The 23,218-nt window shown below is 41.6% G+C and carries 21 protein-coding genes and 2 pseudogenes; 19 read left to right on the top strand and 4 right to left on the bottom strand.

Translation table 11 applies throughout. The features are described 5' to 3' along the window. Positions 1-145 precede the first annotated feature (145 nt). From LSG31_RS00200 to LSG31_RS00175, 6 genes and pseudogenes are all read left to right on the top strand, one after another. The gene (locus LSG31_RS00200; protein ID WP_347437438.1) at positions 146-964 is read left to right on the top strand and encodes a ParM/StbA family protein; all 819 of its coding nucleotides are present in this window, start codon (positions 146-148) and stop codon (positions 962-964) included. Next, on the top strand, positions 939-1,244 hold the full coding sequence (locus tag LSG31_RS00195) for a hypothetical protein (protein WP_347437437.1): 306 nt from the start codon (positions 939-941) through the stop codon (positions 1,242-1,244). Before LSG31_RS00200 ends, LSG31_RS00195 begins: the two co-directional genes overlap by 26 nt. Positions 1,245-1,379: 135 nt before the next feature. Next, positions 1,380-1,847 (top strand): hypothetical protein, encoded by a 468-nt coding sequence (locus tag LSG31_RS00190; RefSeq protein WP_347437436.1) that lies wholly within the window; start codon positions 1,380-1,382, stop codon positions 1,845-1,847. Positions 1,848-2,040: 193 nt separating this feature from the next. Continuing rightward, positions 2,041-2,847, top strand: a pseudogene (locus LSG31_RS00185) (SpoVR family protein); the annotation flags it as partial. A gap of 272 nt (positions 2,848-3,119) precedes the next feature. Next, positions 3,120-3,779, top strand: a complete 660-nt coding sequence (locus LSG31_RS00180) for a response regulator (RefSeq protein WP_347437435.1) — start codon at positions 3,120-3,122, stop codon at positions 3,777-3,779. Next, on the top strand, positions 3,769-5,778 hold the full coding sequence (locus tag LSG31_RS00175) for a PAS domain S-box protein (protein WP_347437434.1): 2,010 nt from the start codon (positions 3,769-3,771) through the stop codon (positions 5,776-5,778). Before LSG31_RS00180 ends, LSG31_RS00175 begins: the two co-directional genes overlap by 11 nt. Positions 5,779-5,977: 199 nt before the next feature. Here LSG31_RS00175 and LSG31_RS00170 read toward each other — a convergent pair whose 3' ends face one another. Next, a complete protein-coding gene (locus LSG31_RS00170; RefSeq protein ID WP_347437433.1) occupies positions 5,978-7,141 on the bottom strand; it encodes a glycosyltransferase in 1,164 nt (387 codons plus the stop codon). Between the two features lie 405 nt (positions 7,142-7,546). Between LSG31_RS00170 and LSG31_RS00165 the strand changes: the two genes are divergently transcribed. The 3 genes from LSG31_RS00165 (at position 7,547) to LSG31_RS00155 (ending at position 10,208) form a co-directional block, all read left to right on the top strand. Further along, a complete protein-coding gene (locus LSG31_RS00165) occupies positions 7,547-8,254 on the top strand; it encodes a glycosyltransferase family 2 protein (RefSeq protein WP_347437432.1) in 708 nt (235 codons plus the stop codon). 48 nt (positions 8,255-8,302) lie between these two features. Further along, on the top strand, positions 8,303-8,986 hold the full coding sequence (locus tag LSG31_RS00160) for a glycosyltransferase family 2 protein (RefSeq protein WP_347437431.1): 684 nt from the start codon (positions 8,303-8,305) through the stop codon (positions 8,984-8,986). Positions 8,987-9,056: 70 nt separating this feature from the next. Then, positions 9,057-10,208 (top strand): glycosyltransferase, encoded by a 1,152-nt coding sequence (locus LSG31_RS00155; RefSeq protein WP_347437430.1) that lies wholly within the window; start codon positions 9,057-9,059, stop codon positions 10,206-10,208. Between the two features lie 216 nt (positions 10,209-10,424). On the opposite strand, the gene LSG31_RS00150 is transcribed toward LSG31_RS00155, so the two are convergent. Both LSG31_RS00150 and LSG31_RS00145 read right to left on the bottom strand, forming a co-directional pair. After that, complete coding sequence (locus LSG31_RS00150) at positions 10,425-10,967, bottom strand: competence protein CoiA family protein (RefSeq protein ID WP_347437429.1); 543 nt, start codon at positions 10,965-10,967, stop codon at positions 10,425-10,427. A gap of 395 nt (positions 10,968-11,362) precedes the next feature. Then, on the bottom strand, positions 11,363-12,814 hold the full coding sequence (locus LSG31_RS00145; RefSeq protein ID WP_347437428.1) for a recombinase family protein: 1,452 nt from the start codon (positions 12,812-12,814) through the stop codon (positions 11,363-11,365). A gap of 126 nt (positions 12,815-12,940) precedes the next feature. On the opposite strand from LSG31_RS00145, the gene LSG31_RS00140 reads away from it, so the two are divergent. The 9 genes from LSG31_RS00140 to LSG31_RS00100 all read left to right on the top strand — a co-directional run bounded on the left by LSG31_RS00140 (position 12,941) and on the right by LSG31_RS00100 (position 21,945). After that, the gene (locus LSG31_RS00140; protein ID WP_347437427.1) at positions 12,941-13,159 is read left to right on the top strand and encodes a hypothetical protein; all 219 of its coding nucleotides are present in this window, start codon (positions 12,941-12,943) and stop codon (positions 13,157-13,159) included. Between the two features lie 306 nt (positions 13,160-13,465). Further along, positions 13,466-13,927, top strand: coding sequence for an Lrp/AsnC family transcriptional regulator (locus LSG31_RS00135; RefSeq protein ID WP_347437426.1), 462 nt, complete (start codon positions 13,466-13,468; stop codon positions 13,925-13,927). Between the two features lie 130 nt (positions 13,928-14,057). Beyond that, positions 14,058-15,602 (top strand): ABC transporter substrate-binding protein, encoded by a 1,545-nt coding sequence (locus LSG31_RS00130; protein WP_347437425.1) that lies wholly within the window; start codon positions 14,058-14,060, stop codon positions 15,600-15,602. Between the two features lie 39 nt (positions 15,603-15,641). Then, positions 15,642-16,598 carry an ABC transporter permease gene (locus LSG31_RS00125; protein ID WP_347437424.1) on the top strand — a complete coding sequence of 319 codons (957 nt, stop codon included), beginning with the start codon at positions 15,642-15,644 and terminating at the stop codon, positions 16,596-16,598. Then, entirely contained in the window at positions 16,595-17,425 is an 831-nt protein-coding gene (locus LSG31_RS00120) for an ABC transporter permease (RefSeq protein ID WP_347437423.1), read from the top strand. The genes LSG31_RS00125 and LSG31_RS00120 overlap by 4 nt, the downstream gene beginning before the upstream one ends. A gap of 17 nt (positions 17,426-17,442) precedes the next feature. Further along, positions 17,443-18,417, top strand: a complete 975-nt coding sequence (locus tag LSG31_RS00115; RefSeq protein WP_347437422.1) for an ABC transporter ATP-binding protein — start codon at positions 17,443-17,445, stop codon at positions 18,415-18,417. Further along, a complete protein-coding gene (locus LSG31_RS00110; RefSeq protein ID WP_347437421.1) occupies positions 18,414-19,445 on the top strand; it encodes an ABC transporter ATP-binding protein in 1,032 nt (343 codons plus the stop codon). The genes LSG31_RS00115 and LSG31_RS00110 overlap by 4 nt, the downstream gene beginning before the upstream one ends. Positions 19,446-19,514: 69 nt before the next feature. Further along, positions 19,515-20,252 (top strand): YoaK family protein, encoded by a 738-nt coding sequence (locus tag LSG31_RS00105; RefSeq protein ID WP_347437420.1) that lies wholly within the window; start codon positions 19,515-19,517, stop codon positions 20,250-20,252. Positions 20,253-20,337: 85 nt separating this feature from the next. After that, complete coding sequence (locus LSG31_RS00100; RefSeq protein WP_347437419.1) at positions 20,338-21,945, top strand: gamma-glutamyltransferase family protein; 1,608 nt, start codon at positions 20,338-20,340, stop codon at positions 21,943-21,945. Positions 21,946-22,161: 216 nt separating this feature from the next. On the opposite strand, the gene LSG31_RS00095 is transcribed toward LSG31_RS00100, so the two are convergent. Continuing rightward, positions 22,162-22,413 carry a type II toxin-antitoxin system MqsA family antitoxin gene (locus tag LSG31_RS00095; protein ID WP_347437418.1) on the bottom strand — a complete coding sequence of 84 codons (252 nt, stop codon included), beginning with the start codon at positions 22,411-22,413 and terminating at the stop codon, positions 22,162-22,164. 163 nt (positions 22,414-22,576) lie between these two features. On the opposite strand from LSG31_RS00095, the pseudogene LSG31_RS00090 reads away from it, so the two are divergent. After that, a pseudogene (locus LSG31_RS00090) lies at positions 22,577-23,215 on the top strand (SpoVR family protein); the annotation flags it as partial. Positions 23,216-23,218 lie beyond the last annotated feature (3 nt).

The following is a 23,218-nucleotide window of genomic DNA, read 5'->3' as shown; positions in this document are numbered from 1 at the left end:
ATCGTTATTGACACTTAAATAAATTTTTATACATCATTTGCAAAATATATCGTCATATTTTCTTTATGTATAGTCATATATCTTAACCATCAACAGTTTAAAACTAATTCATAAACAATCAATAAACTGAAAGGCGGATGAGAGTATGGCTCTTATGATTGTAGGCGTGGATGCCGGCAGAAACGGAATCAAAGTAGTTGGGGATGGTGTAAGAGAATATTTTCCTGCTTGTTTAGGGGCGTATCTGAAACCAAAGTTAGAAGTGGAACTTTCTCGAACGGATATGGTCGTTGATTATGCCGGTCAACAGTACTATGTCGGCGGTATTGCAAAGATCGAAAGCCCGGACGGCACGCAGATGATGATTAAAAGTAAGGTTCACTTGGATACGAAGATTTTTGTTTTAACGGCATTGCACCGAGTGGTGCCTGACAGAAGTTCTATCTTTCTAGTTACGGGTGAGCCGATTGAAAATCATACAGCCGGTGAAAAATTGCGACTGAAGCAGCTCCTACTGGGGGATCACACGATCACGGTAAACCAAGAAGAAAAAAGCTTTAGCATTGTACGAGTGGAAGTAGCAGCGGAAGCAGCAACATTCGGCTGGGCATTACGCAGAACGGATCGCTTTCATGTAGTAGATCCCGGAGGACGAACGGTCAACTATGCAACCTTCCAGTATGGAAAATGGATTAACCGATTGAGTGGAAGCCTGGACTATGGATTAGATACGGTGGAAATTAATTCATCGATGTTTGCTCGGATGACGGTCGCAGAGTTAAGTAAACGTCTCGGGTCACTTTCTCCAATCATTTTGATTGGTGGTAAAGCAAGTGTTTTATCCGATTATTTTCGGCAATATACATCGGACGTTGAAGCGTATCATGATGCATTATATGCGAATGCCTGGGCATTCCGGGAAGCAGGGGTGAATGCAATTGAATCTGCAAGGCAAGCGCAATAAGGGATTAAAAACACAAAAAAGAAGTGAGAACTGCGAAATCGTAAGTCTTGCCGTTACGTTCAACATTAGGGATCCGTATCAACTTGAACTGTTTGAACTAGCAAGCAGCATGGTGAACTTCAGTGGTGCGGCAAAACGTTGGCTTGATAGCCTACGTACACGACCAACAATGCTAGAAAGTCCTACTATACCATTAGTTCCAGTAACACCTGAAACTGATTCTGTAATGGAACTAACCGAAGGAAAGGGAGAATTCGATTCAGCCGAAGCATTCTTTTAGTTTTAGATTTGTTTTAAACCAGTTTTAAACAATATCGAAACCAAACAACCGTTCCCTACTTCCCCGAAAACAAAGTGGTACTGTGCTACTGGGTACCTGGGATTGTTTCAAAATAATGAGAGGAGATGGTGAGTAATGAAAGGGTGGAGGAGAAATAAAAAACCGCAGATTTCCCCGTATTGTCCGGAATGGGTTCACAAGTTTGTTCATGATCTCGCAAATTACATTCGTGATTTTGATGGAGAAACGGCAAGAAAAGTCGTAATGACTTCTTTTAATACAAACGAAATTATCGGAAAGCTGGGCCCTTACTTTTTTCGAGATTATTCGAGGGATCGCAGTATTTGGTGTGGGCATACTGATCACAGAAATTTGGATGAAATAATTCTATTAAACAGTGAATATAATGTAAGACTTCATATGCGGTTTTCTCAAGAAGAATGGAGTGAGCTAGATGAATTATCATTTTCGTTAAATCGACCGATAGCACATACGACTGCAGCACTTTTAATACTTGGACTGCAAGATAAACAAGTCATTTGTGAGGTTGCATCTGGTTTTACTTTTTTCGCACGTGGTCCGTATCGAGTGATTCGACTATAAAGTTATAAAGATATGTATACATCATGGAGAGCTATACCAATACAACCGTTCGTCTACATTGATGAATGCGTTTAAACAGATTGATGATCCCAAATTCAAATATGCTGTCATCAAAGAAAAAACGGAAGTCTATAAAGCGCTGCGAACGTTCTTTGTAAAAGATTCTGAACGGGCGTCGTAGGGAGGTATCGCGATGACCAAGGACGAAATGCAACAATTGGAAATTTCTATTGAACAAATGATGAAGATTGCTCATGACTTTGGATTGGATTACTACGATATGCGGTTTGAAATCTGTCCAGCCGATGTATTATATACGTTTGGCGCATATGCAATGCCCACAAGGTTTAGCCACTGGAGTTTCGGGAAGGCTTTCCATCGAATGAAAATGCAGTACGATTTTGGGTTAAGCCGTATCTATGAGCTTGTATTCAACTCGAATCCGTGTTATGCCTTTCTTTTGGATGGCAATACATTGATTCAAAATAAGCTCGTATCCGCACACGTACTTGCACACTGCGATTTCTTCAAAAACAACGCGATGTTTGCGGGCACTTCCCGCTACATGATAGAGAGCATGGCGGTGAGTGCCGACAGGATTCGATCGTATGAGATCGAATACGGCAAGCCGGCGGTCGAGGAGTTCTTGGATGCAGGCATGGCGATTCAGGAACATGTAGACCCGACGTTTGCAAGAAGAACTCGGCCAAGGGATTTGGATAAACCAAGAATAAGCGAGAGAGTCGATAGCAAAACACCCTATGATGACATTTGGAGCATCGGAACGAAAAAGGAAAAAAACGCAGAAACTAATACTGGCGAACGTTCCATTTCCAAATTCCCGCCGTTTCCGCAAAAAGACATTATGTTGTTCCTGATCGAACACAGCAAGGCATTGCAGGAATGGGAACGGGATGTCTTATCCATCTTGCGGGATGAAATGTTATATTTTTGGCCGCAAATCGAGACAAAGATCATGAACGAAGGCTGGGCGACCTATCGCAAAGTTGCTTAAAAAGAGTTTTGTTTTCATAGGACAAGCATTACAGCAAGTTATAAGGTTTGTTTGATACTCGATTAAAATACAGAATGAACTCAAATTAGGGTTCATTCTAGAAATAAAAATGATGTATGGATATTTGCAAATTTAAAGCATACATTAATATTGGAATAAATTCACAAAGTTACTTAAGACGACAAGAGCCTTTACAACCTAAAAGTACATTCGAAGTGGCGTACAACAACTATTTTCAGACAGCGAGGTAAGGGGATATGCCAATTCACGTTTTTGTCGTTGATGATCATAAATTGTTCCGGGCTGGATTGATTGAGATTTTGCAACAAGCAGGTGATATTCAGGTTGTGGGAGAGGCAAGCAATGGGGAAGAGGCCATTTTTGCAATCAGGAGATCAGCTCCTGATATACTTATACTGGATCTGACAATGCCAGGTATGGATGGAATAGAAACTTTATGTAAACTTCGTGGCATGGATATTTCTACACGCGTGTTGGTTTTGACAGGAAATATGAGTGAACATTTGCTTTTTGCGGCAATCGAAAATGGGGCACATGGATATGTAATGAAAACAACGGATCCGGATGATATGATCGAAGCGATACGCCGCGTGTATGCCGGGGAGGCAGTCGTTCCTGGCAATATAACCGTAAAACTACTATCAGAACTTTCAAAAATCCTGCACAAATCAAATCCCCAAGTTGAACAGCTCACTCCCAGAGAGATTGATATATTGCGTGAATTAAGCACCGGCGCAACAAATCGCGAGATCGCCCAGCGGTTATTTATCAGCGAAAACACAGTACGCAACCATGTCGGGAATATTTTGGTAAAGTTAAAAATGCAGAATCGGTTTCAAGCTGCTGCATTCGCAGTGAAAGAAGGGATCACAAAGGGGATGCAGGATGAAAAATAAGATCAATGGTGCGAACTGCAAAGTCGTATATTTATTCATCTTTTTGATTCTGTCTATTGGATTCAGTATGTATCCGTGTATTATGGAACGGATGGACATTTCTGATTTAATAAACATCATTTTTATAGGTTTTATCGTTTGGTTTTTTTGTAAATTCTATTACACCGCTCAATTTTATAAAAAAAAGTCGGAACAATCGCTGGAACTTTTAGAACATGCAGCCGATTGCTTAAATGTCGCCATTTGGTCTCGTGATGTTCGACGAAATTCCATATTGATTTCAACAGGAGGGAAAGTATCGGAGTTCCTTAGAAAGAACTACAACAATAATCCGAATTTTTGGAAAGAAATCACGCATCCGGATGACCGTGACTACTTAAATCAGATGGAACGAGAAATCTTGATCACCGGGAAGTCAAAGCAGATTGAATATCGTGTTTTCGATCCGGTTGGCGAAGTTCGTTGGATCATGAACACCATCATTCCGGTAGCCGATATGCAGGGAACCATCAATCAAATCCATGGATTTACTTTTGACATTACAGAGCGAAAAAAAATAGAAGAAGAGTTGAAAGCGACACAAGAGCAACTGGCATCATTTTTCGAAAACACGGCAGATGCAATTGTTATGGTAGATCTTGAAGGACATATCGTACAGGTGAACAATGCTTTTGAATCTATATTCGGTTGGTCTGCCGAAGAAGCGATAGGGAATAAAATACCTATTATTCCGAAAAATTTCATGAATTGCTATGAGGAAATTAAACGGCAAGTGATATCTGGTGAACGGCTATCCATGTTTGAAGGTATTGGACAACATAAAGATGGAAGTTATATCCATGTAAGCGCAACGATATCCCCGGTACGAGATCACAAAGGAAACGTTGTTGCCATAGCAGCAATCATAAGAAACATCACCGATTGGAAAAAATCACAAGAAAAACTTATCGAGAGTGAAGAAAGATACCGTCTTCTTGTTGAACTTTCCCCTGAGGCAATTGTGCTCCATAAAGAAGGCATTTTCACCTATATCAATCGTGCAGGCGTAAAGCTTCTAGGCGCAGCAAGTGCGGACGATATTATAGGTACACCAATACTTAAGTTTATACACCCGGATTTTCGGGAAATCGCCAGGAAAAGATTTGAACAAGTTTTGAAGGAAAAAAAACCGATTGGTTTCCTGGAGGAAAAGTTGATTCGGCTGGATGGTCAAGTACTAGATGTTGAAGTGAACGCAGTGGCGATTTACTTTAACGGGGATCCATTGACATTGGTTGTTGCCAGAGACATCACAGATACCAAAAAATTGTCGGAAGAGCAAAAACGAAGCGAGGAGCTGGAGTATACGCTGAAAGAGCGGGAACGGCTGGCTCGCGACTTGCATGATACGGTGGTGCAGGATTTGGCGTATATGAATATGAAGCTGAAATTTGTCGCCAAACGGATTGATGTTTACAATCCTGCGGAACTAAAGAGAAAACTGAACGAGATATCGGAAGTGCTCGACCAAAGCCATCTAGAACTGCGGCAAACATTACACAATTTGAATGTTTTACACGGCGAACTGCAGACACTCGTTCAGGACATGCTGAATGCAATGAAATGGAGAACGGGAATTACAACGCATCTGCAAACACAAGGAACGTTCGAAGATCTGAATGATCATCTTGTAACAGAAATTGTAAGGATCATTCAAGAAGGGCTCACGAATGTTCGAAAACACGCCAAGGCCACGCGGGTAGACGTTCAGCTTTTGCGATCACAATCCCAACTGCTCATTCGGATTCAGGATAATGGGTGCGGGTTTGACATAGAGAAGGTCGATACAGAACATCATTTTGGGTTACGCTCCATACACAAACGCTGTCAATCGATCAACGGGGTCGCTATTCTGGAAAGCAGCATCAGACACGGAACGACGTGGACCTGTATCATAAGCATGGAACGAACCGATTTGAAAAATGGCAAGCGCCTTCGACTGCATGACTCAAGTGGATAAATGTCCAGCTGATACACGATAAAAAAATTCCTGTGAAATCGCTATTGTTTTGATGTACAAGGTATACGGCATGATGTATACATGCATGTATACCTTGTCAGTATAGTGGAGTGACTGTGGAATTGGGTGGGTGGCCCGTCTGATTGAAAGATATGGGAATGCTCACACACAGTTTTTTAGTGAGATGAGAAGATGCAAGTTATATTTGAAAACGTTCAAGAACACTGGTATAAACATCAATTGTTTGTTTTGCAACTTGTATTATGTTAAATTTCTCCTTTATAAATTCTCTGTTTTTAATACCGTAAAATATACTCATGCTATTGGAAACAGATAAAACATTTATGAGAGCTTGTTGAATGAAATGAGTTAAACATGGGAAGTCGGCGGCATGATCTCCAAAATACTGCTGCCAGGCTTTTTCAAAATGCCTAGGTATAACCAATCCCATAAAACCTTTCGTTCCGATTGCGATCACAGGCCGTTCACACGCCATTGCTTCTAATGCCACGCGACCTGTTCCTATAATACAATCAGCGGCAGAATATATAGAACTCATATCTTTCTGCAATCCAATTATGTGAATAAAGTGGCTCTTTGTTTTAAGTTCTGTTTGTCTTACATAATTTTCAAGTTCATTATAATTTACTCCATTACCTGCTATGATTAATTGCAGAGATTTTAGTTCTTTTTTTCTTAGTGCGCGACAAGCTTTAATGACTTTTTTACAAATTGCCGCTTTTTTCGACGTCAGCCTTCCCACATAAACAACAATCGGAGATTTTTTAGATATACCTAAACTCCTCCGTAAAGAATTGATATCCTTATTTGGATGAAAAATTGACGTGTCAATTCCATTGGGAATGAGAATAGATTCAATGTTATGTGATTTTAGCTTTTTTTGCACAGGAGGACTTACTGCAATAGTAGTGGCGCCATATTGGGTAAAGGAAGATAAAGTAGACTCACTGTAATACAAACCATGAACAGTCAAAATGAATGGGATTCCCAATAGTTTGGCAACCTTACATACGAACAACCCGGAAGGTTTTTGATGTGCGTGGATTAAATTAACATGTTCCTTTTGAATGATTTCCTTAATCATTTCGATCATACTATCTTCCATATGACCCGCATCAGTCGTGCTTTCTTCTACCGCTTTATTTTTATTCAAGAAATTTATCAAATAAACGGGGCATCCAACTTGCAAAAAATCATTTAGCATGTCTCCTTCGGCAGCGCAAACTACAACATGTATATCGTTTTTCATAAGTTCACGAGTGATTGATAATACATGGGTTTCTGTTCCGCCAACACATAATTCGTCCAAAACCATAAGGACACGGGGACGGTAAACTGCCATAGGATTCACCTCTATAACTTCCTTAAACCTGACATGTCTTTAAGAGGATGTTTAAAAACCAACATGGCCTTATGGCCACCACATGATATGAAAATGTTATTTTCGTATAAAAAGTAGCGCAATTTAAACTTCTGCTCGCTGGAAAAATTTAAGTTATTAATGGAACTCCTCAAATTCACATCCATCATCTGGATAAGCAGACATCCTCAATATATCATTCATAGCAACAAATCCACTCATTTTTTCTTTTAACATACTTATGAGCAGAGGGAGAATTATGTGTTAAACGATTGTACAGTATTCATCTACTATATAAGATTTTTCCACTATTGTATCAGAACGGTTGATTTGTAATACTCATACGATATCTTAATGGAATTTTGGAAATAACAGGAGAGTGACTCCATGTCTTATTCTAGAGAACCCGGATTAGTCAGTATTATCATTCCTAGCAATAACAATTCTGCACATATTGAGGATTGCCTTGACAGCCTTATCAAGCAAAATTATAAAAACATCGAAATAATCGTAGTCGATGATGCTTCAGTGGATAAAACAAACTCGATTGTTTTAAAGTGGAGAAGTCGTACAGAATCAATGCTTGGAACAAACCGTATTATTCATTGTTCAATTCCACGTACTATCAAGGAAACCGGCATTATTACAATCGGTTTCTTTTTGGCACGAGGTGAGTTTATTGCCTTACACCATCCGGACGATATTTCTCACCCAGAACGAATGCAAAAACAGGTAGAGTATTTACAAGGAAATCCGGATGTACAATTACTCGGAACCAATTACACATTTTTTGAAGATGGATGTTTTGAGAAACAAACGATGGCTACATCATTACAGTATGGAAGTGAGGACATCTTCGAATCTTTTTCGTTTGGAAATCATTGCATTTGTGCAGGGAGTGTAATGTTACGTGGAAACTTATTTGATCGATTGGGCGGATTAAATAGAAGTATGCTGGAAACTCCGGTTTATGAATTTATCTTTCGATGTGTAGTGTTAGAAAATATAAACGCTGTAAATATTCAAGATATTCTTTATTATCGCAGAAGTAAAGGAGGCAACACCCATGAAAACAAATGGGCAGATGTTTGGTGAAATCCGTAAAATCTGAATCCTATGCTGTTGTTGAAGGGGTGTTGAATGATGTCTTTCGAAAGACAATCCGGATTGGTTAGTGTGATCGTAACCTGTTTTAATAACGGGCAGTATGTGAAAGAATGCCTCCATTCTTTAATAAACCAAACGTATCGCAACAATGAGATTATTATAATTGACGATAAATCGACTGATAACAGTGTTCAACAAGTCAAGGAACTGATTAAATCTTATCAAAATCAAATAGATCCGGAACGACTAATATTTGTTGAGCTCCCCCGTAATGTAGGGTGCTCCGGTACAGTGACAACCGGATTCTTCCTATCGAGGGGTGAATTTATCGCAATTCATGATATGGATGATATTTCCCATCCTGAACGCATTCAAAGACAGGTAGAGTATCTTCAAGAACATCCTGAAATTGGTGCGGTTGGCAGCAATTATGCGTCGTTTAATGAAGGTCTTTTTGACCAAAAACAAGAGGCATCTTTTTGGCTGGCATACGGAGTCGATAATATTCGAAATACCTATGCATTGGGTGGCCATTGTGTCAGTGTAGGCACCATGCTTTTCAGAGGATCTGTTTTCGACGAACTTGGCGGCTTTTCAAATAAAGTGATTGGAGCGGAGGATTGGGAATTCATTTGCAGATATATAGCGAATGGCGTAGAAGTCGATAATATACCCGTTACTCTTTATTATTATCGAAATCATAATTTGCAACGATCTTAAAAATATCACGGTTAATCCATTCTATAAATTTACATTCGAAAAATAACTCAGTATGCATGAGGTGGGTTTAGTGAATCTTTATAATACAATAATAATGACAAGGCCGGATTGCAAAATTCGATTGTTAATTGTTTTGGACGGTTTCTTTGTTGGGGGGACGGAAACACAGGTGCTGACTGTTGCACGTGAATTAATGAAAACAGGCGTCCATGTTGTAATTGTCGGGAAACATGGTCCCCTGTATGACAGCTTTGTAAATATCGGATGTTCCATATATTTAATAGATTTCCCGATATCGATCTCTGTTACGCCATCCAAGTGGCTAACTATTAGTAAAGAATTACAGAATATAATCGAAAAAGAAAATATCAATGTTATTCATGCACATCAAACAACGTCGGCACGATTTGTAGTTTCTATCTCAAAGAAACTGGGAATTCCTTTAGTTTTCACAGTACACGGCACTTATTATGATAAAGATGTTTTAAAATCCATCCTTAAAAATACGACGAGAGTAATCAGTGTAAGTCTACCTACCTTTGATTGGCTGAAAAGCAAAGATATTTCCTCTATAATTATTCCGAATTGTATTGATACCGAATTATACAAACCTATTTTAAATAAAGACATTCGAGAAACTTATAACATTTCAAAAAACGAACCTGTAGTTTTATATGCTGGAAGACTTGCGTGGGAAAAAGCGGACATTTGTATTCGAATGTTGCACGCTTGCAAATATCTTCAGAGAGAGCAGATGCCGGATTTAAGAGTTTTAATTGCAGGCGATGGGATCGGTTTTAAAGAAATCAAACAAGTTGTCGACCGTATTCATGGGGAAGCGGGAACTGAGTTCATTCATGCACTGGGTATACAATTTGATATGGCCCCACTTTATTCAATAAGCAATTGTGTCGTAGGAACGGGACGGGTTGCTCTTGAAGCCATGGCATGTAAATGCCCAGTTATTGCAGCTGGCGGTCGTGGGCTATTTGGTCTGGTCAAACCATCTAACTACACGCAAGCGTGGCAGTGTTATTTTGGAGATCATAAAGCAGATCGCGAAGTAACAGAGGTTTCGTTGGCCGTTTCTTTAGCAACCGTACTTTTAGACTCCGAAGAGAGAAAATCATTGGGGGAACATGGCAGGGAGTATGTTAAAAATAATTTTAACAGCTGCCAAGTCTCGCAAAAGATATTGGAACTTTACATTTCATTAATATAACTGAAAACAAATCATCTAACAAAAACCATCTGTTATGAGCCATTCAAACGAGCCGTCCGTTATGTGAAAAAGCCTACTGAAAAAATTAAAAAAAAGGCTTCCTTGCATAGAAGGAAGCTGAATGCCGTGTTTTAAAGGGAAGTCTTACATGATTAGTAAATGAAACAAATCAAGAAAATGACACGTACAGAAGCCTAAAATTTTTAGAAAATGGGTTTACCATTCTAATCCGTTTTTAATTCGAAACGTACCAAATAATTTGACATCGTAATGAATGGATGAATAAATCCATAAGGTTTTTGCTTTATGTTCGCTATGATAATACGACTGAATGAACCGATTCGCTTTATCCTGCATCTTTTTCTTGGATATACGACTGAGTTGGACTTCAATACATACAGGAATGCCGTCGATGATGGCATACACATCCGGCCGATAGCCATGCTGAAAATAAGCCGGTTCGACATCAAATACCTGTGGTTTGTCTAATTTTATATACAAATCAGCGATGGCCAGAAAATGATTCACACGTATGGAGCGCGGATGAATGAGCGGGGGTTTTGGCATATACAAATTTTGTTTTCCTTTTTCTTGTGCCAAGATTGTCAAATGGCCATCTCTCCCCAAGCGTTTGCAAACTCTGCTCGCGATATATGCTGGATTTTTTACGTCATTACATACGAGTGTTGCAATCTGATCGCGGCTTAATACCCGGAATGCATTCAGGTAATGTAAAATGGATTGATCACGTGCTAACATAACGAGTCACTTCCTTACTTTGAAATTCCCCGCATGCTGTAATTTACATAGTTGAGTTTGCGGATTTTCATCTTTTCAAAGTGTTTCAGTTCAAGCATTTTACATGGATAGGAAGTTTTTACTAGTTATTTTATGCTGTAATTTTTGTGTATTGTTGAGTAAATACATCTAAATTGATAGTTGTCATGTACTAGTTCATTTTCGATGATGTACTAGTAATAAGGACTATTGTAAGAGAACTGCCACACTTCATCGGTTGTCTCAAAAAGTCGCCTCTTAGCATTGCATTGAATTCGCAACAAATAGTCCGTATTCACAAAAAGGAAATACGGACTATTTGTTAGAAGATTTGCTTTCATACATGGATTTGCTAATAAAAAAGGACTTCATATGTTTCATATCGCAATAACAAGTTCCAAATTCTCCTCCCCATGTAATACCACTTTGTCGACGATCAACCGCAATCGGGCTTTTGCTTCTTCTATCGGCAAAATAGCAAAACTTTCCAATATGGTCATCTCTTGTGTATTCAGCTTCGTTTCCAACTCGGAATATGCATGGCTCGAATCGTTTGTTTCCATCCTTTTTTGTGCTTCGAGTATACTTTGTTCCATTTTTTCTTTTTCCTTCGCCAAATCATTCAATTCAATCAGCCCTGCAGTATACGCCTCTACCTGTCGGGAATATCTCTCTTTCGCGTGTTTCATTTTTTGCTCGATTTTTTCTTTGTTTTCTTTTTGTACCTTCTGAATGGTTACTTCATGGCATGTAGTATCAATCGAATCGATTAACTCCATGATTCCTTTTTTGAACCACGTTTCTACATCATCGGCCCGATATGGTTTACTGTCACAGGTTCCCTTGTTTTTATAGGCAGAACAGCGATAGACGCGATGGCGCTTTGGCCAGCCGGACCAATCGATGCTCATGGAGGCTCCGCATTTTCCGCATTTTAGAAGCCCGCCAAGTATATGAGGACTTGTTTTTGCTCTTGAGGGTACCTGTGGTTTATTCATTCGCTCTTGAACGATATCCCATGTGTCTTGGTCGATAATGGCCGGATGAGCGTTTGGAATCACGATCCATTCGTTTTCATCTTTACTTTCTCTTTTCTTTTTGCTTGAATCGATCCGATTCCATGCAAGCGTGCCTATGTAAACCGGGTTTGCAAGCATAAGTTTTACAGATCGCAGCGACCATTCTTTATTTTGCCGGGAGGGTATCCCTTCTTCATTTAGTTTTTTTGCAATGCTATAGTAACCGAGTCCTTCATTCACAAACATATGGAATATACGTTTGACGATTTCAGCTTCCGGTTCAAAAATCACCAATTTTTTTTCGTCCAATCGATACCCATAGGGGTGCTGTGTCAGCCATTTTCCTGTTTTGGCTGCATGAAGCATATTATCAAATACACGTTCGCGAATTCGTTCCCGCTCAAATTCCGCCACCGCTCCCAGGACTTGGAGAGTCAGACGGCCCGATGGTGTATCCGTATCAAAGGATTCGCTTGTCGATATAAACGAAACAGAGTATTGATGGAATAGCTCGATCAGTTGCAGCAGATCCAATAGCCGCCTGCTTAAACGGTCCAATTTCGTAACCATTAACTTTGCAATATCGCCATTCTTGATCTGTTGCAAAAGGGAGTTTAGGGCAGGCCGATTCAGGTTTTTGGCAGAATACCCATCATCGATAAATTCCACAATTTCGACAGTCCATCCCATCGCCCGGCAGTACGCCTGCAACCGAGTCCGTTGTTCTTCTAATGAAACACCCTCTTTTGCTTGTTCATCCGTGGACACCCGGCAATAGATGGCGATACGTTTTAACGGAAAGTCGGACATGTTGTTGAACCTCCGAAAGTTGGACTTGTTCTATTTCTATGCTTGGAGATCTGAAAAATTGAAGTCGAAAAATAATAAGGTTGTCCCAATCATCTTTCTTCATAGGGTAATGTAGGAGGAGATGGCATGGCTGTTACATTTACGATTTCAATCGGAAACGAACAATTGTCATTCCGTTCCATCAGTGAAATAACAGATCTTGAGGCGTACGAAAAGATTTCCAGGCAGATGCTTCATTGGAGTCAATCTGTCCGTGAATCCGCAATCCGATCGCAAATCGTCGAAAAATTCGGACAAGAACTTGCATGTCAGGCACTCATTGCATTTAAAAGTAAATCTTTGTAATATTTGATCAAAATGCCATGTGAAATTTGAATCATGAAAGGAAATGAGACGGCCGAAAAATCATAGGCTGTCTTTTTTTATATCGTGGCGCTATATTTCCAAATAATTTGACAACATTACTGCCACTTAAATATTGCTGAATTTTATCAATAAATAGAATGGAACAAATATATTGAAAATTCAAATTCGTAGTGATATTATCATTTTAATGATGAAATTCATACTAATATTTTGAAAATATAAATTATATAGAACTTAAAACGGTATTTGAATACGAAATCAGGTGATATTATGGAAGATCTTCAAATGAAACCATTGATGAGCAATTTGGATGATTTGGATTATGAAATTGTGAAGTTTCTGCAAGATAACGCTCGCACTCCGTTTACACATATTGCAGGTCAATTAGGTGTCACAGAAAGAACCATTCGCACGCGTGTGCAACAATTGCAAAAAGATGGAATCCTTCGTCTTGTCGGGGTAGTCAATCCTGTCAAAGCTGGAATTCGCGTTCAATCGATTGTTCAGCTTTCCGTACGGGATGCTTTCTTGGATCAAGTAGTGGAAAAGTTAAATGAACTGGATGAGGTTCGACTTATTGTTCTAATGACAGGTGAATTTCAATTATTGCTTGAGGTATTTACCAGAACCAATGAGGAATTATCAGATTTTGTAATGAACAAGTTAAATAAGATCGAAGGGATCACACGGTCCAATGTCATGATTCAATTGAAGCATTTGAAATCCAAGTATAAATTTATCCGCTAGCCAGGCATACCAAGGTTATTGCATTTATCTAACAATATCAATTTATCTATCAAATAGTCTATTTATTGATTCAATTTAGTATTTAACATGTTTTTTATTCCAATTAAAAATATAAAGGGGGAAGTATTTAATGTTGAAAAAAATAGGAAAACGATCAGTAGCAGCAGTTGTTTTAGGAACAGTATTAGTTGCAACGGGTTGCGGCAGCAATTCTGTACAAACATCCTCTTCGTCAAGTGCAAGCAATGGAAATAAAGTACTCAATATTGGCATACAGGCAGATCCGCCGAGCCTCGATCCGATGACATCCAGTGCGCTTGTTGACCGCATGGTGCAAAACAGCATTTATGACAAGTTATTTGATCTCGATAAAGACGGAAAAATAGTCCCCATGCTTGCAACTTCTTATGAAACAACAGATGGCAAGATATACATAATCAAACTTCGTACTGGCATCAAATTTCAGGATGGTACAGATTTTAATGCGGATGCAGTCAAGTTCAATCTAGAACGTGATATGTCGAAAGGATCCAAACGTACTGGTGAATTGGCAATGGTTCAATCGGTATCTGTTGTGGACCCGTCGACTGTGCGAATCGTGTTAAAGAAACCGTTTGCACCGTTCATTTCGATATTGGCTGACCGGTCAGGTATGATGGCATCTCCTGCCGCTGTCAAAAAGTATGGATCTGATTACCAGAATCATCCGGTTGGAACAGGGCCGTTCGTGTTTGTTGAACATTTGAAAGGCGATCATGTAACGCTGAAGCGTAATGATACGTATTGGAATGGAAAGCCGAAGCTATCGGAAGTTGTCTTTAAAGTATTTGCAGATGGTTCTGCTGCCGTTCAAAACTTAAAGTCCGGCATGTTGGATATCGTTGGGCCAAATGTTATACCGGTGCGGGAAATTCCAACAATCAAAAGTGATCCGAATCTATCACTTGTAGCGGATGCAGGAATGGCATTCCAGGGCTTCTATATGAATGAAACGATAGCGCCGTTCAACAATCAATATCTGCGGGAAGCCGTAGACCATGCAATCGACCGGAACACAATTGTAAAAGTGCTTTTTAACGGGTATGGCGCGCCTGCATATTCTCCGTTTGGCCCGGGGGATCTCGCGTATGGCAGTTCCGATAAAGCTCCGGCTCCAAATGATGGCGAAATCAAAGATTTGCTCGCAAAAGGCGGCAAGCCAAACGGCTTCTCCTTTACTCTGGAAATTCCTACGACAACGATCGGAGAACAGTTTGGAACGGTCATTCAAGGTATGTTGAAGAAGTATGGAATTAATATGAAATTAGAAAAAACCGAGTTTGGCACACTGATTTCCAACGGAAATGATGGGAAATTCCAGGCATTGCAACTCGGTTGGTCCGGACGGCCGGATCCGGATCAAAATATTTACGATTTTGTTGTGACAGGCCAGCCTGAAAACAATGCCCGCATCTCCGATCCAAAGTTGGATAAGCTTTTGAATCAAGCGCGTGTGGAGCTTGATAACGGCAAACGGAAACAACTGTATGATCAGGCGATGGTGGAGTTGCATAACAATGCCGGTTACACTTACATTTATCACGAGTACAATATCTTTGGAATTTCGAAGAAAATTAATGGATTCACGTATGTACCGGATGGGATTGTTCGAACAGCTGCCATTGGTAAAAACTAAAAGGCCAGTAATGGCATCATTACCAAGGGGGAATCTGGAATGAAATTTTTACTGCGCCGCCTCATTATGACAATACCGATTCTCTTTCTGGTGTCGATCATGGTTTTCTCTTTGGTTCACTTGATTCCGGGCGATCCAGCCCGGGTCATACTGGGACAGGAGGCAACACCAGAAATGTATCAGAATCTCAGACATGAGTTAGGATTGGATAAACCACTTGTAGAACAATACTTTCTTTGGCTCCTGAAAGTATTGCACGGTGATTTGGGAATGTCCATAACGGACCATGTTTCGGTCGCATCTTTAATTGCGCAACGTTTGCCTGCAACGATTGAACTAACGATCGGTACATTTCTGGTTGCCATATTGATAGCGTTTCCAACAGGCATTCTTGCTGCGGTCAAACGGGGAACCTGGATTGATTATCTCAGTACGTTTACAGGGCTTGGAGGAATGAGTATTCCAAATTTTTGGCTGGGGTTAATGCTGATCATCTTTTTTGCAGTCAATAACCACTGGCTTCCAGCTTCAGGTTATGTCCCATTTACCCAGAATCCCGTCATGAATATTGAAGCAATGATCTTGCCATGTATTGCGACGGGAATCAGAGAGTCTGCTGTCATCATGCGTATGTTGCGGTCTTCATTGCTGGAAGTGGTAAACATGGATTTTATCCGTACAGCCAAAGCAAAAGGGCTTGATGAACGGGCAACAATCCTGGGACACGCATTGCGCAATGCGATGATCCCTGTTGTAACTACTTCCGGATTGACGGTTGCCGGCCTATTGGGGGGCTTGGTCATTACCGAATCTATTTTTGGTATTCCGGGGTTTGGCCGACTTATCGTCGATTCTGTTTTTAAGCGGGATTATGTGACAGTGCAAGGCGCAGTGTTAGTATCGGCCGCACTTGTAGTTATGGTTAACCTCGTTGTCGATTTGCTATATGCGGTGATCGATCCGCGCATGAAAGCGGGCAAGGGGGTTGAAGCATGAAAGAGTACGTGAGATTTTTTCGGAATGGGCTTGGAGTAATCGGTGCGCTCATCGTACTCGTTGTGTTGCTTGTTGCAATTTTTGCCAAACATATTGCTCCATATGACCCAAACTTCCAAAATTACCAAGCGATATTGCAGCTTCCAAGTACGACACACTGGTTTGGTACAGATGATTTAGGCAGAGACATTTTTTCACGGGTTGTCTTTGGTGCACAAATTTCGATGAAAGCAGCGTTGATTTCTGTCGGAATTGCCATGATCGTTGGAGTGCCAATCGGGCTTTTTTCCGGTTATTACCGGGGTTTCTGGGATGAGTGGGTAGTGATGCGGATCGTTGATGCAATGCAAGCGTTTCCGTTCTTAATTCTGGCACTGGCAATTGCGGCAGTCCTTGGAGCAGGATTTGGCAATGCGATGATAGCAATCGGGATCGGGTTTGCTCCTTCTTTTATTCGCATCACTCGCGGACAGGTATTATCGCTTCGGAATCTGGAATATATTCAGGCTGCAAAGGCTGTCGGAATTAAAGATTGGAAGATTATATTCGGCCATATTTTCCCCAATGCATTAAGTCCGATCATTATTCAATCTACGCTCGCGATGGCATCAGCAATCTTGGCTGAAGCATCTCTTTCCTATTTGGGTCTTGGGGTACAGCCGCCGGCACCATCATGGGGAAGCATGCTGAATCAAGCACAAACCTTGATCGACCAGGCGCCATATGCGACGTATTTCCCAGGCCTGGCTATCTTTATTTTGGTGCTTGGTTTCAATTTATTAGGGGACGGATTGCAGCAATTTCTCGATCCGCGCATTAAAAATTAGAGGAAGGGGGTATTTGAATGCCTGCCGTCTTGGAAGTTAAAAACCTGAAAACGTTTTTTAAAACAGAACGTGGCAAGGTGCCCATAGTTAGCGGTGTTGATTTTTCGATACAAGCTGGTGAGACCGTTGGTTTGGTTGGCGAGTCCGGCTGTGGAAAAAGTGTGACAAGTTTATCGATCATGAGGCTGCTTGCGAAAGGTGGCATTTCTGAAGGTTCGATCCGCTTTGAAAATCGGGAACTTTTGACGCTTCCGGAAAAAGCAATGCAAAAAATCCGTGGAAATGAGATTGCAATGATTTTTCAGGAACCCATGACATCACTCAATCCTCTCCATACCATTGGGAGGCAGATTGAAGAGGCCCTGCGTTTGCATACAAATCTAAATAAAAATGGAACAAGATTGCGGGCGATTCAAATGCTGAAAGCGGTAGGGATGCCGCGGGCAGAAGAAATGTATAAAGAGTTTCCGCATCAGTTGTCAGGAGGGATGCGGCAGCGGGTTATGATTGCGATGGCGATGGCGTGTAATCCGAAAGTGATCATTGCGGACGAGCCGACAACCGCACTGGATGTGACGATTCAGGCGCAAATACTGGATTTGATGCGGAATTTGAAAGAAGAAACCGGAACGGCGATCCTATTGATTACACATGATCTGGGTGTCGTCGCAGAAATGTGTGACCGTGTGATTGTGATGTACGCCGGGCTTGTTGTGGAAGAAACGGCTGTTCAGACACTTTTTGAACAGCCAAAGCATCCTTATACAGTTGGCTTGCTACGTTCCACTCCAAATATTGATGAAGAAAAAGAATATTTAGACACAATCCCCGGAGCGGTTCCGATGATTCATGAAATGCCAAAAGGATGTCGTTTTGCGCCACGTTGCAGTCGCGCACTGGATATTTGTCATGAAAGTCCGCCTCAACTGATTGACATGGGCGGCAACCATAAAGTCCGCTGCTGGTTATATGCGGAGGGAGATGAAGCATGAACAAACCGTTACTGGAAGTAAAAGGGTTGAAAAAATACTTTCCCGTTAAAACAGGATTTTTTAATAAAACGACTGGCAACGTTCGTGCTGTAGATGGTGTAGATTTGCAGGTAATGCCGGGTGAAACGTTAGGAATCGTCGGTGAGTCTGGCTGTGGAAAATCGACAACCGGTCGTTCGGTTTTAAGGCTTTTGGAACCGACTGAAGGTGAAATCTGGTTTGACGGAAAAGACCTCGCCACACTTGGTAAAGAAGAAATGCGTCGGACGCGGAAAGATATTCAACTTGTCTTTCAAGACCCGTATGCTTCCCTCAATCCACGAAAAAAGATTCGGCATATTTTACTGGAGACATTGGAAGCGCATGGAATTGGGACGAAGGCGGAACGCATGCAGCGGGTAGAAGAGATTATAGAAATCGTAGGTTTGAAAAAGCAGCATCTGGATCGGTTTCCGCATAATTTTTCCGGCGGGCAACGGCAAAGAATCGGAATAGCCCGGGCGTTGGTTCTCAAACCGAAATTGATCATTGCGGATGAGCCGGTATCCGCATTGGATGTTTCCATTCAGTCACAAATTTTGAATCTATTGAAAGATCTAAAAAAAGAGTTTAATTTGACATTGATTTTTATCTCTCATGATCTATCTGTGGTCAAACATCTATGTGATCGGGTGGCTGTCATGTATTTGGGACTTGTTGTGGAAACTGGGGATAAAAACAAGCTTTTTTCCAATTCTATGCATCCCTATACACAGGCATTGCTATCTGCGTTGCCAATGGCAAAACCAGGGGTGAAACGTGAACGGATTATTTTGCAGGGAGATTTGCCAAATCCGGCGAATCCTCCTTCGGGATGCACATTTCATCCGCGTTGCCGGCATGCAATGGATATCTGCAAGTCTCGTGTTGCATTCTTACAAGAAAAAGAGAGTGGGCATTTGGTAGCGTGTCATTTGTTCGAAGAAAATACTGAAACAAAACCGGGTTTAAATTCTATTGTCGAGCAGATCGCCGCGAGTCAGATTTAGTCACACCTTGACTGTATAGGTTTTAGCATTTAGAAAGATTCATATAGAAAAGAAAAAGGGTTGATACATTTGTCCAGAACTGTTTGCAATATCTTGCTTGTACTGCTCACTGTGACTTCGGGGTGTGTGGACGCCATTGGTTTTCTTGGGCTTGGGCAAGTATTTACGGCTGCCATGACTGGAAATACCGTCTTGTTTGGATTGGCCATTGTGCATAGCGACGGATTGAATGCAATTGCATATTTGGTGGCGCTATTTGGATTTATCCTAGGGGCGGCAGCAGGTGCCGTGATGTTGCGTCGAATTCGGAAAACAACTGGATGGAGCAGAACGGTAACATTTACACTTTGTTTTGAATTAGCGGCGCTCGTGTTGTTTGCGATCATAGTTTCTGCATCCGGGGTTCGGGTAACAAGAGCAAAGGTGGATCTTATGCTGCTGATACTGGCCTTTGCCATGGGTGTGCAAGGGGTTGCGGCACGAAGAATTGGAGTGAACGGTGTTACAACAACAGTTATTACAAGCACACTGACAGGACTTGTGGAAACTTTGGTGTGGAAATTTGGAAACAATCGTCTTCGAATAGTTGAAAAAAGTGAAAACACGGTGCCCTTAATCTCTATTGTAATGTGGATCACTGTGATTGTGTTTTACGGTATGGGCGCTGCCATTTGCGGAGCAATTGAACACCATTGGCAGTTACAGGCCATTTGGCTTCCTATTGCGATTGTTTTTACCGTTATTGTAACAGCTGCGGTATCTGAAGCGAGTATAGCAGCGAAGCAAAAAACTGAAATAAGTTTGTGAGAAATTGATATAAAATGTGAAACAACTTGTTTTGACAGGCTTTACGCATGGTTGCGATTTTATAGAGGAAAGAGAGAATAGATGGATGAAATATGATGCTTTATCGTACCCGTACCCTTCAAGAAGGGTGCCGCTATATGCAAATAATGGAATGGTGGCGACATCACAGCCGCTTGCTGCACAAGCAGGACTTGAGATATTGAAAAAGGGCGGGAATGCAATTGATGCAGCCATCGCTACAGCCGCTTGTTTAACGGTAGTGGAACCAACTTCAAATGGAATTGGTGGCGATGCGTTTGCTCTTGTCTGGACAAATGGACAGTTGCATGGTTTGAATGCGAGTGGGCCGGCGCCAAAAGCGCTCTCAATCGACGCACTCAAACAGGCGGGATATTCAGAAATCCCAAAATTCGGGTTGGTTCCGGTTACAGTTCCTGGAGCGCCATCCGCATGGGCGCAGCTTTCCCGGCGCTTTGGAAAACTGCCGTTAACAGAAGTGCTGCGTCCGGCAATTGAATATGCCGCAAATGGTTATCCTGTTTCTCCGACTTTAGGCATGTATTGGAAACGTGCCTACAGGTTATACAAGGAGCAATGCGTGGAACCGGAGTTTGCAGCCTGGTTTGAAACATTCGCTCCAGACGGAAGGGCTCCGGAAATCGGAGAAATGTGGCGTTCAAAAGGGCATGCAAGTACATTACAAGCAATTGCCGAAACAAATGCCGAAGCTTTTTACCGTGGAGAAATTGCAGAGCAGATTGATCAATTTTCAAAGCAATATGGCGGTTTTTTAAGCATTGAGGATTTGTTGGATTATCAACCGGAATGGGTCAAACCGATTCATGTTAACTATCGTGGCTATGACGTTTGGGAGATTCCCCCGAATGGCCAAGGGCTTGTTGCATTGCTGGCACTCAATATTTTAAAAGGATTTGATTTTCCGGCAAAGGATGCTGTTGATACATATCATAAACAAATCGAGGCAATCAAATTGGCATTTGCTGATGGGAAACGTTGGATTACGGATGTACGTCATATGGGAATTTCCGTGGAACGACTTTTGTCTGAAGCATTTGCCGCGGAACGTAGAGCCTTGATCAAAGACACAGCCATTCAACCGGAACCGGGTACTCCGCCGCAGGGAGGGACTGTCTACTTGGCAACAGCGGACAGGGAAGGAAATATGGTTTCCTTTATTCAAAGCAACTATATGGGATTTGGTTCCGGGCTCGTTGTTCCCGGAACAGGAATCAGCCTACAGAATCGGGGACACAACTTCTCACTGGATCTGTCCCATGAAAATCGCCTGGAACCTGGGAAAAAGACATACCATACGATTATCCCGGGATTCTTGACAAAAGACGATCAAGCTGTCGGCCCATTTGGCGTTATGGGCGGATTTATGCAACCACAGGGCCATGTGCAGGTTGTTATGAACGCGATTGACTTTCATTTGAACCCGCAGGCGGCATTAGATGCTCCAAGATGGCAATGGATGGAGGGTATGAAAGTTCAAGTCGAACGAAATATCCCGGAACATATTGTGCAAGAACTGGCACGTCGAGGACACAATATCCAAGTTTCTCTTGATTCAGGCAGCTTTGGGCGCGGACAGGTGATTTGGCGCAATGAACATGGTGTATTGGTCGGTGGGACCGAGCCACGAACGGATGGTTGCGTAGCCGCTTGGTAGTACATGCAGCATTCAACCTTAGTAGAGATGGGGAAGAGAATACATGACATTCAAGGTAGAAGAAGCTACAATTGCTGCCATGCAAGCGGAGTGAACGGATTTGTTTACAGTACAAGATCGGATTGTCATGGAAAAGTTCGAATGAAACCGGCAATTTATAATGCTCCCATGAGGTGAGACACAGGGGAGCATTATAAAAAGACGTTCCATATATTTTTAATATCCGGAAAGACGGTCGAATTTACGGACTGATGCGGGGATTGAGATGATTTGCTCTTGCGGAAAATCAGTTGCTTTTTTGATTTTTTCCATCTTAAAAGTTGTTTCCGCATCAAAATATCTTTCCCCACATTGATCGCAAACTTCAGCCGGAACATTTTCGATAATGATTTTTTTTCCTTTCCATTCACGCTCAACTGTGACAAGTTTTTGTTCAATCTCTCCTTGGCAAAGATAACATTTCTTCACTTTCGATCACTCTCGTTTTTATTTGATTGTAACATATCTGATATTCATTCATTCGATCCTAAATATCGATTCACCTTCCACTTCCACAAGTGGGATGTGTAAGTGGGGAGTATTCATTGACCGTTAATAATGGTTTTCAAGTAAATTATAAGCACATTTATAGAACGAAGGCTGGGCGACCTACTGGCATTTGCGGATCATGCGGGAGATGGATATGACGGTTGATGATAGCATTGAATTTGCGAAAATGCATGCCGGCGTAGTCACACCTTCTAAGACCAGCATCAATCCGTATACACTTGGGCTGGCCATGTGGGAAGACATCGAGAAGCGCTGGAACAACCCCACGGAGGAAGAACGGGAACGATTCGGCAGACAATCTGGCAAGGGCCGTGAGAAAATGTTTGAGATCCGCGAAATGGAGTCTGACATGTCATTCTTGCGCAACTATCTGACAAGGGATCTGGTGGAAGAACAGGATATGTATCTGTATCAAAAAGTCGGCAACGAGTGGAAAGTGGTCGACAAGGACTGGGAACGTGTGCGTGACCAACTCTGTGCAGCGCGGGTGAATGGCGGATTCCCCGTCCTATATGTAGAAGATGGGGATTACAATCGAAACGGAGAGCTGTATATCAAACATCATTACGAAGGATTGGAACTCGATATAAAATATATGGAAAAAACTCTGCCGTATCTTCATCGCTTGTGGAGTCGCCCTGTGCACATTGAGACGATCTTGGAAAACCGCAACGTGTTGTTTACCTATGATGGGAAGAAGACCAGCCGACGGTTTTTGTAACAC

Origin of the sequence: Fodinisporobacter ferrooxydans (assembly GCF_022818495.1) — a bacterium.
Classification (GTDB): domain Bacteria; phylum Bacillota; class Bacilli; order Tumebacillales; family MYW30-H2; genus Fodinisporobacter; species Fodinisporobacter ferrooxydans.
This window is presented reverse-complemented; position numbering and strand designations above follow the sequence as displayed.

Coding starts and splice junctions, on each gene's coding strand:
- LSG31_RS00200 (WP_347437438.1), top strand. CDS start 146: ATGGCTCTTATGATTGTAGGCGTGGATGCCGGCAGAAACGGAATCAAA.
- LSG31_RS00190 (WP_347437436.1), top strand. CDS start 1,380: ATGAAAGGGTGGAGGAGAAATAAAAAACCGCAGATTTCCCCGTATTGT.
- LSG31_RS00180 (WP_347437435.1), top strand. CDS start 3,120: ATGCCAATTCACGTTTTTGTCGTTGATGATCATAAATTGTTCCGGGCT.
- LSG31_RS00175 (WP_347437434.1), top strand. CDS start 3,769: ATGAAAAATAAGATCAATGGTGCGAACTGCAAAGTCGTATATTTATTC.
- LSG31_RS00170 (WP_347437433.1), bottom strand. CDS start 7,141: ATGGCAGTTTACCGTCCCCGTGTCCTTATGGTTTTGGACGAATTATGT.
- LSG31_RS00165 (WP_347437432.1), top strand. CDS start 7,547: ATGTCTTATTCTAGAGAACCCGGATTAGTCAGTATTATCATTCCTAGC.
- LSG31_RS00160 (WP_347437431.1), top strand. CDS start 8,303: ATGTCTTTCGAAAGACAATCCGGATTGGTTAGTGTGATCGTAACCTGT.
- LSG31_RS00150 (WP_347437429.1), bottom strand. CDS start 10,967: ATGTTAGCACGTGATCAATCCATTTTACATTACCTGAATGCATTCCGG.
- LSG31_RS00145 (WP_347437428.1), bottom strand. CDS start 12,814: ATGTCCGACTTTCCGTTAAAACGTATCGCCATCTATTGCCGGGTGTCC.
- LSG31_RS00140 (WP_347437427.1), top strand. CDS start 12,941: ATGGCTGTTACATTTACGATTTCAATCGGAAACGAACAATTGTCATTC.
- LSG31_RS00135 (WP_347437426.1), top strand. CDS start 13,466: ATGAAACCATTGATGAGCAATTTGGATGATTTGGATTATGAAATTGTG.
- LSG31_RS00130 (WP_347437425.1), top strand. CDS start 14,058: ATGTTGAAAAAAATAGGAAAACGATCAGTAGCAGCAGTTGTTTTAGGA.
- LSG31_RS00125 (WP_347437424.1), top strand. CDS start 15,642: ATGAAATTTTTACTGCGCCGCCTCATTATGACAATACCGATTCTCTTT.
- LSG31_RS00120 (WP_347437423.1), top strand. CDS start 16,595: ATGAAAGAGTACGTGAGATTTTTTCGGAATGGGCTTGGAGTAATCGGT.
- LSG31_RS00115 (WP_347437422.1), top strand. CDS start 17,443: ATGCCTGCCGTCTTGGAAGTTAAAAACCTGAAAACGTTTTTTAAAACA.
- LSG31_RS00110 (WP_347437421.1), top strand. CDS start 18,414: ATGAACAAACCGTTACTGGAAGTAAAAGGGTTGAAAAAATACTTTCCC.
- LSG31_RS00100 (WP_347437419.1), top strand. CDS start 20,338: ATGAAATATGATGCTTTATCGTACCCGTACCCTTCAAGAAGGGTGCCG.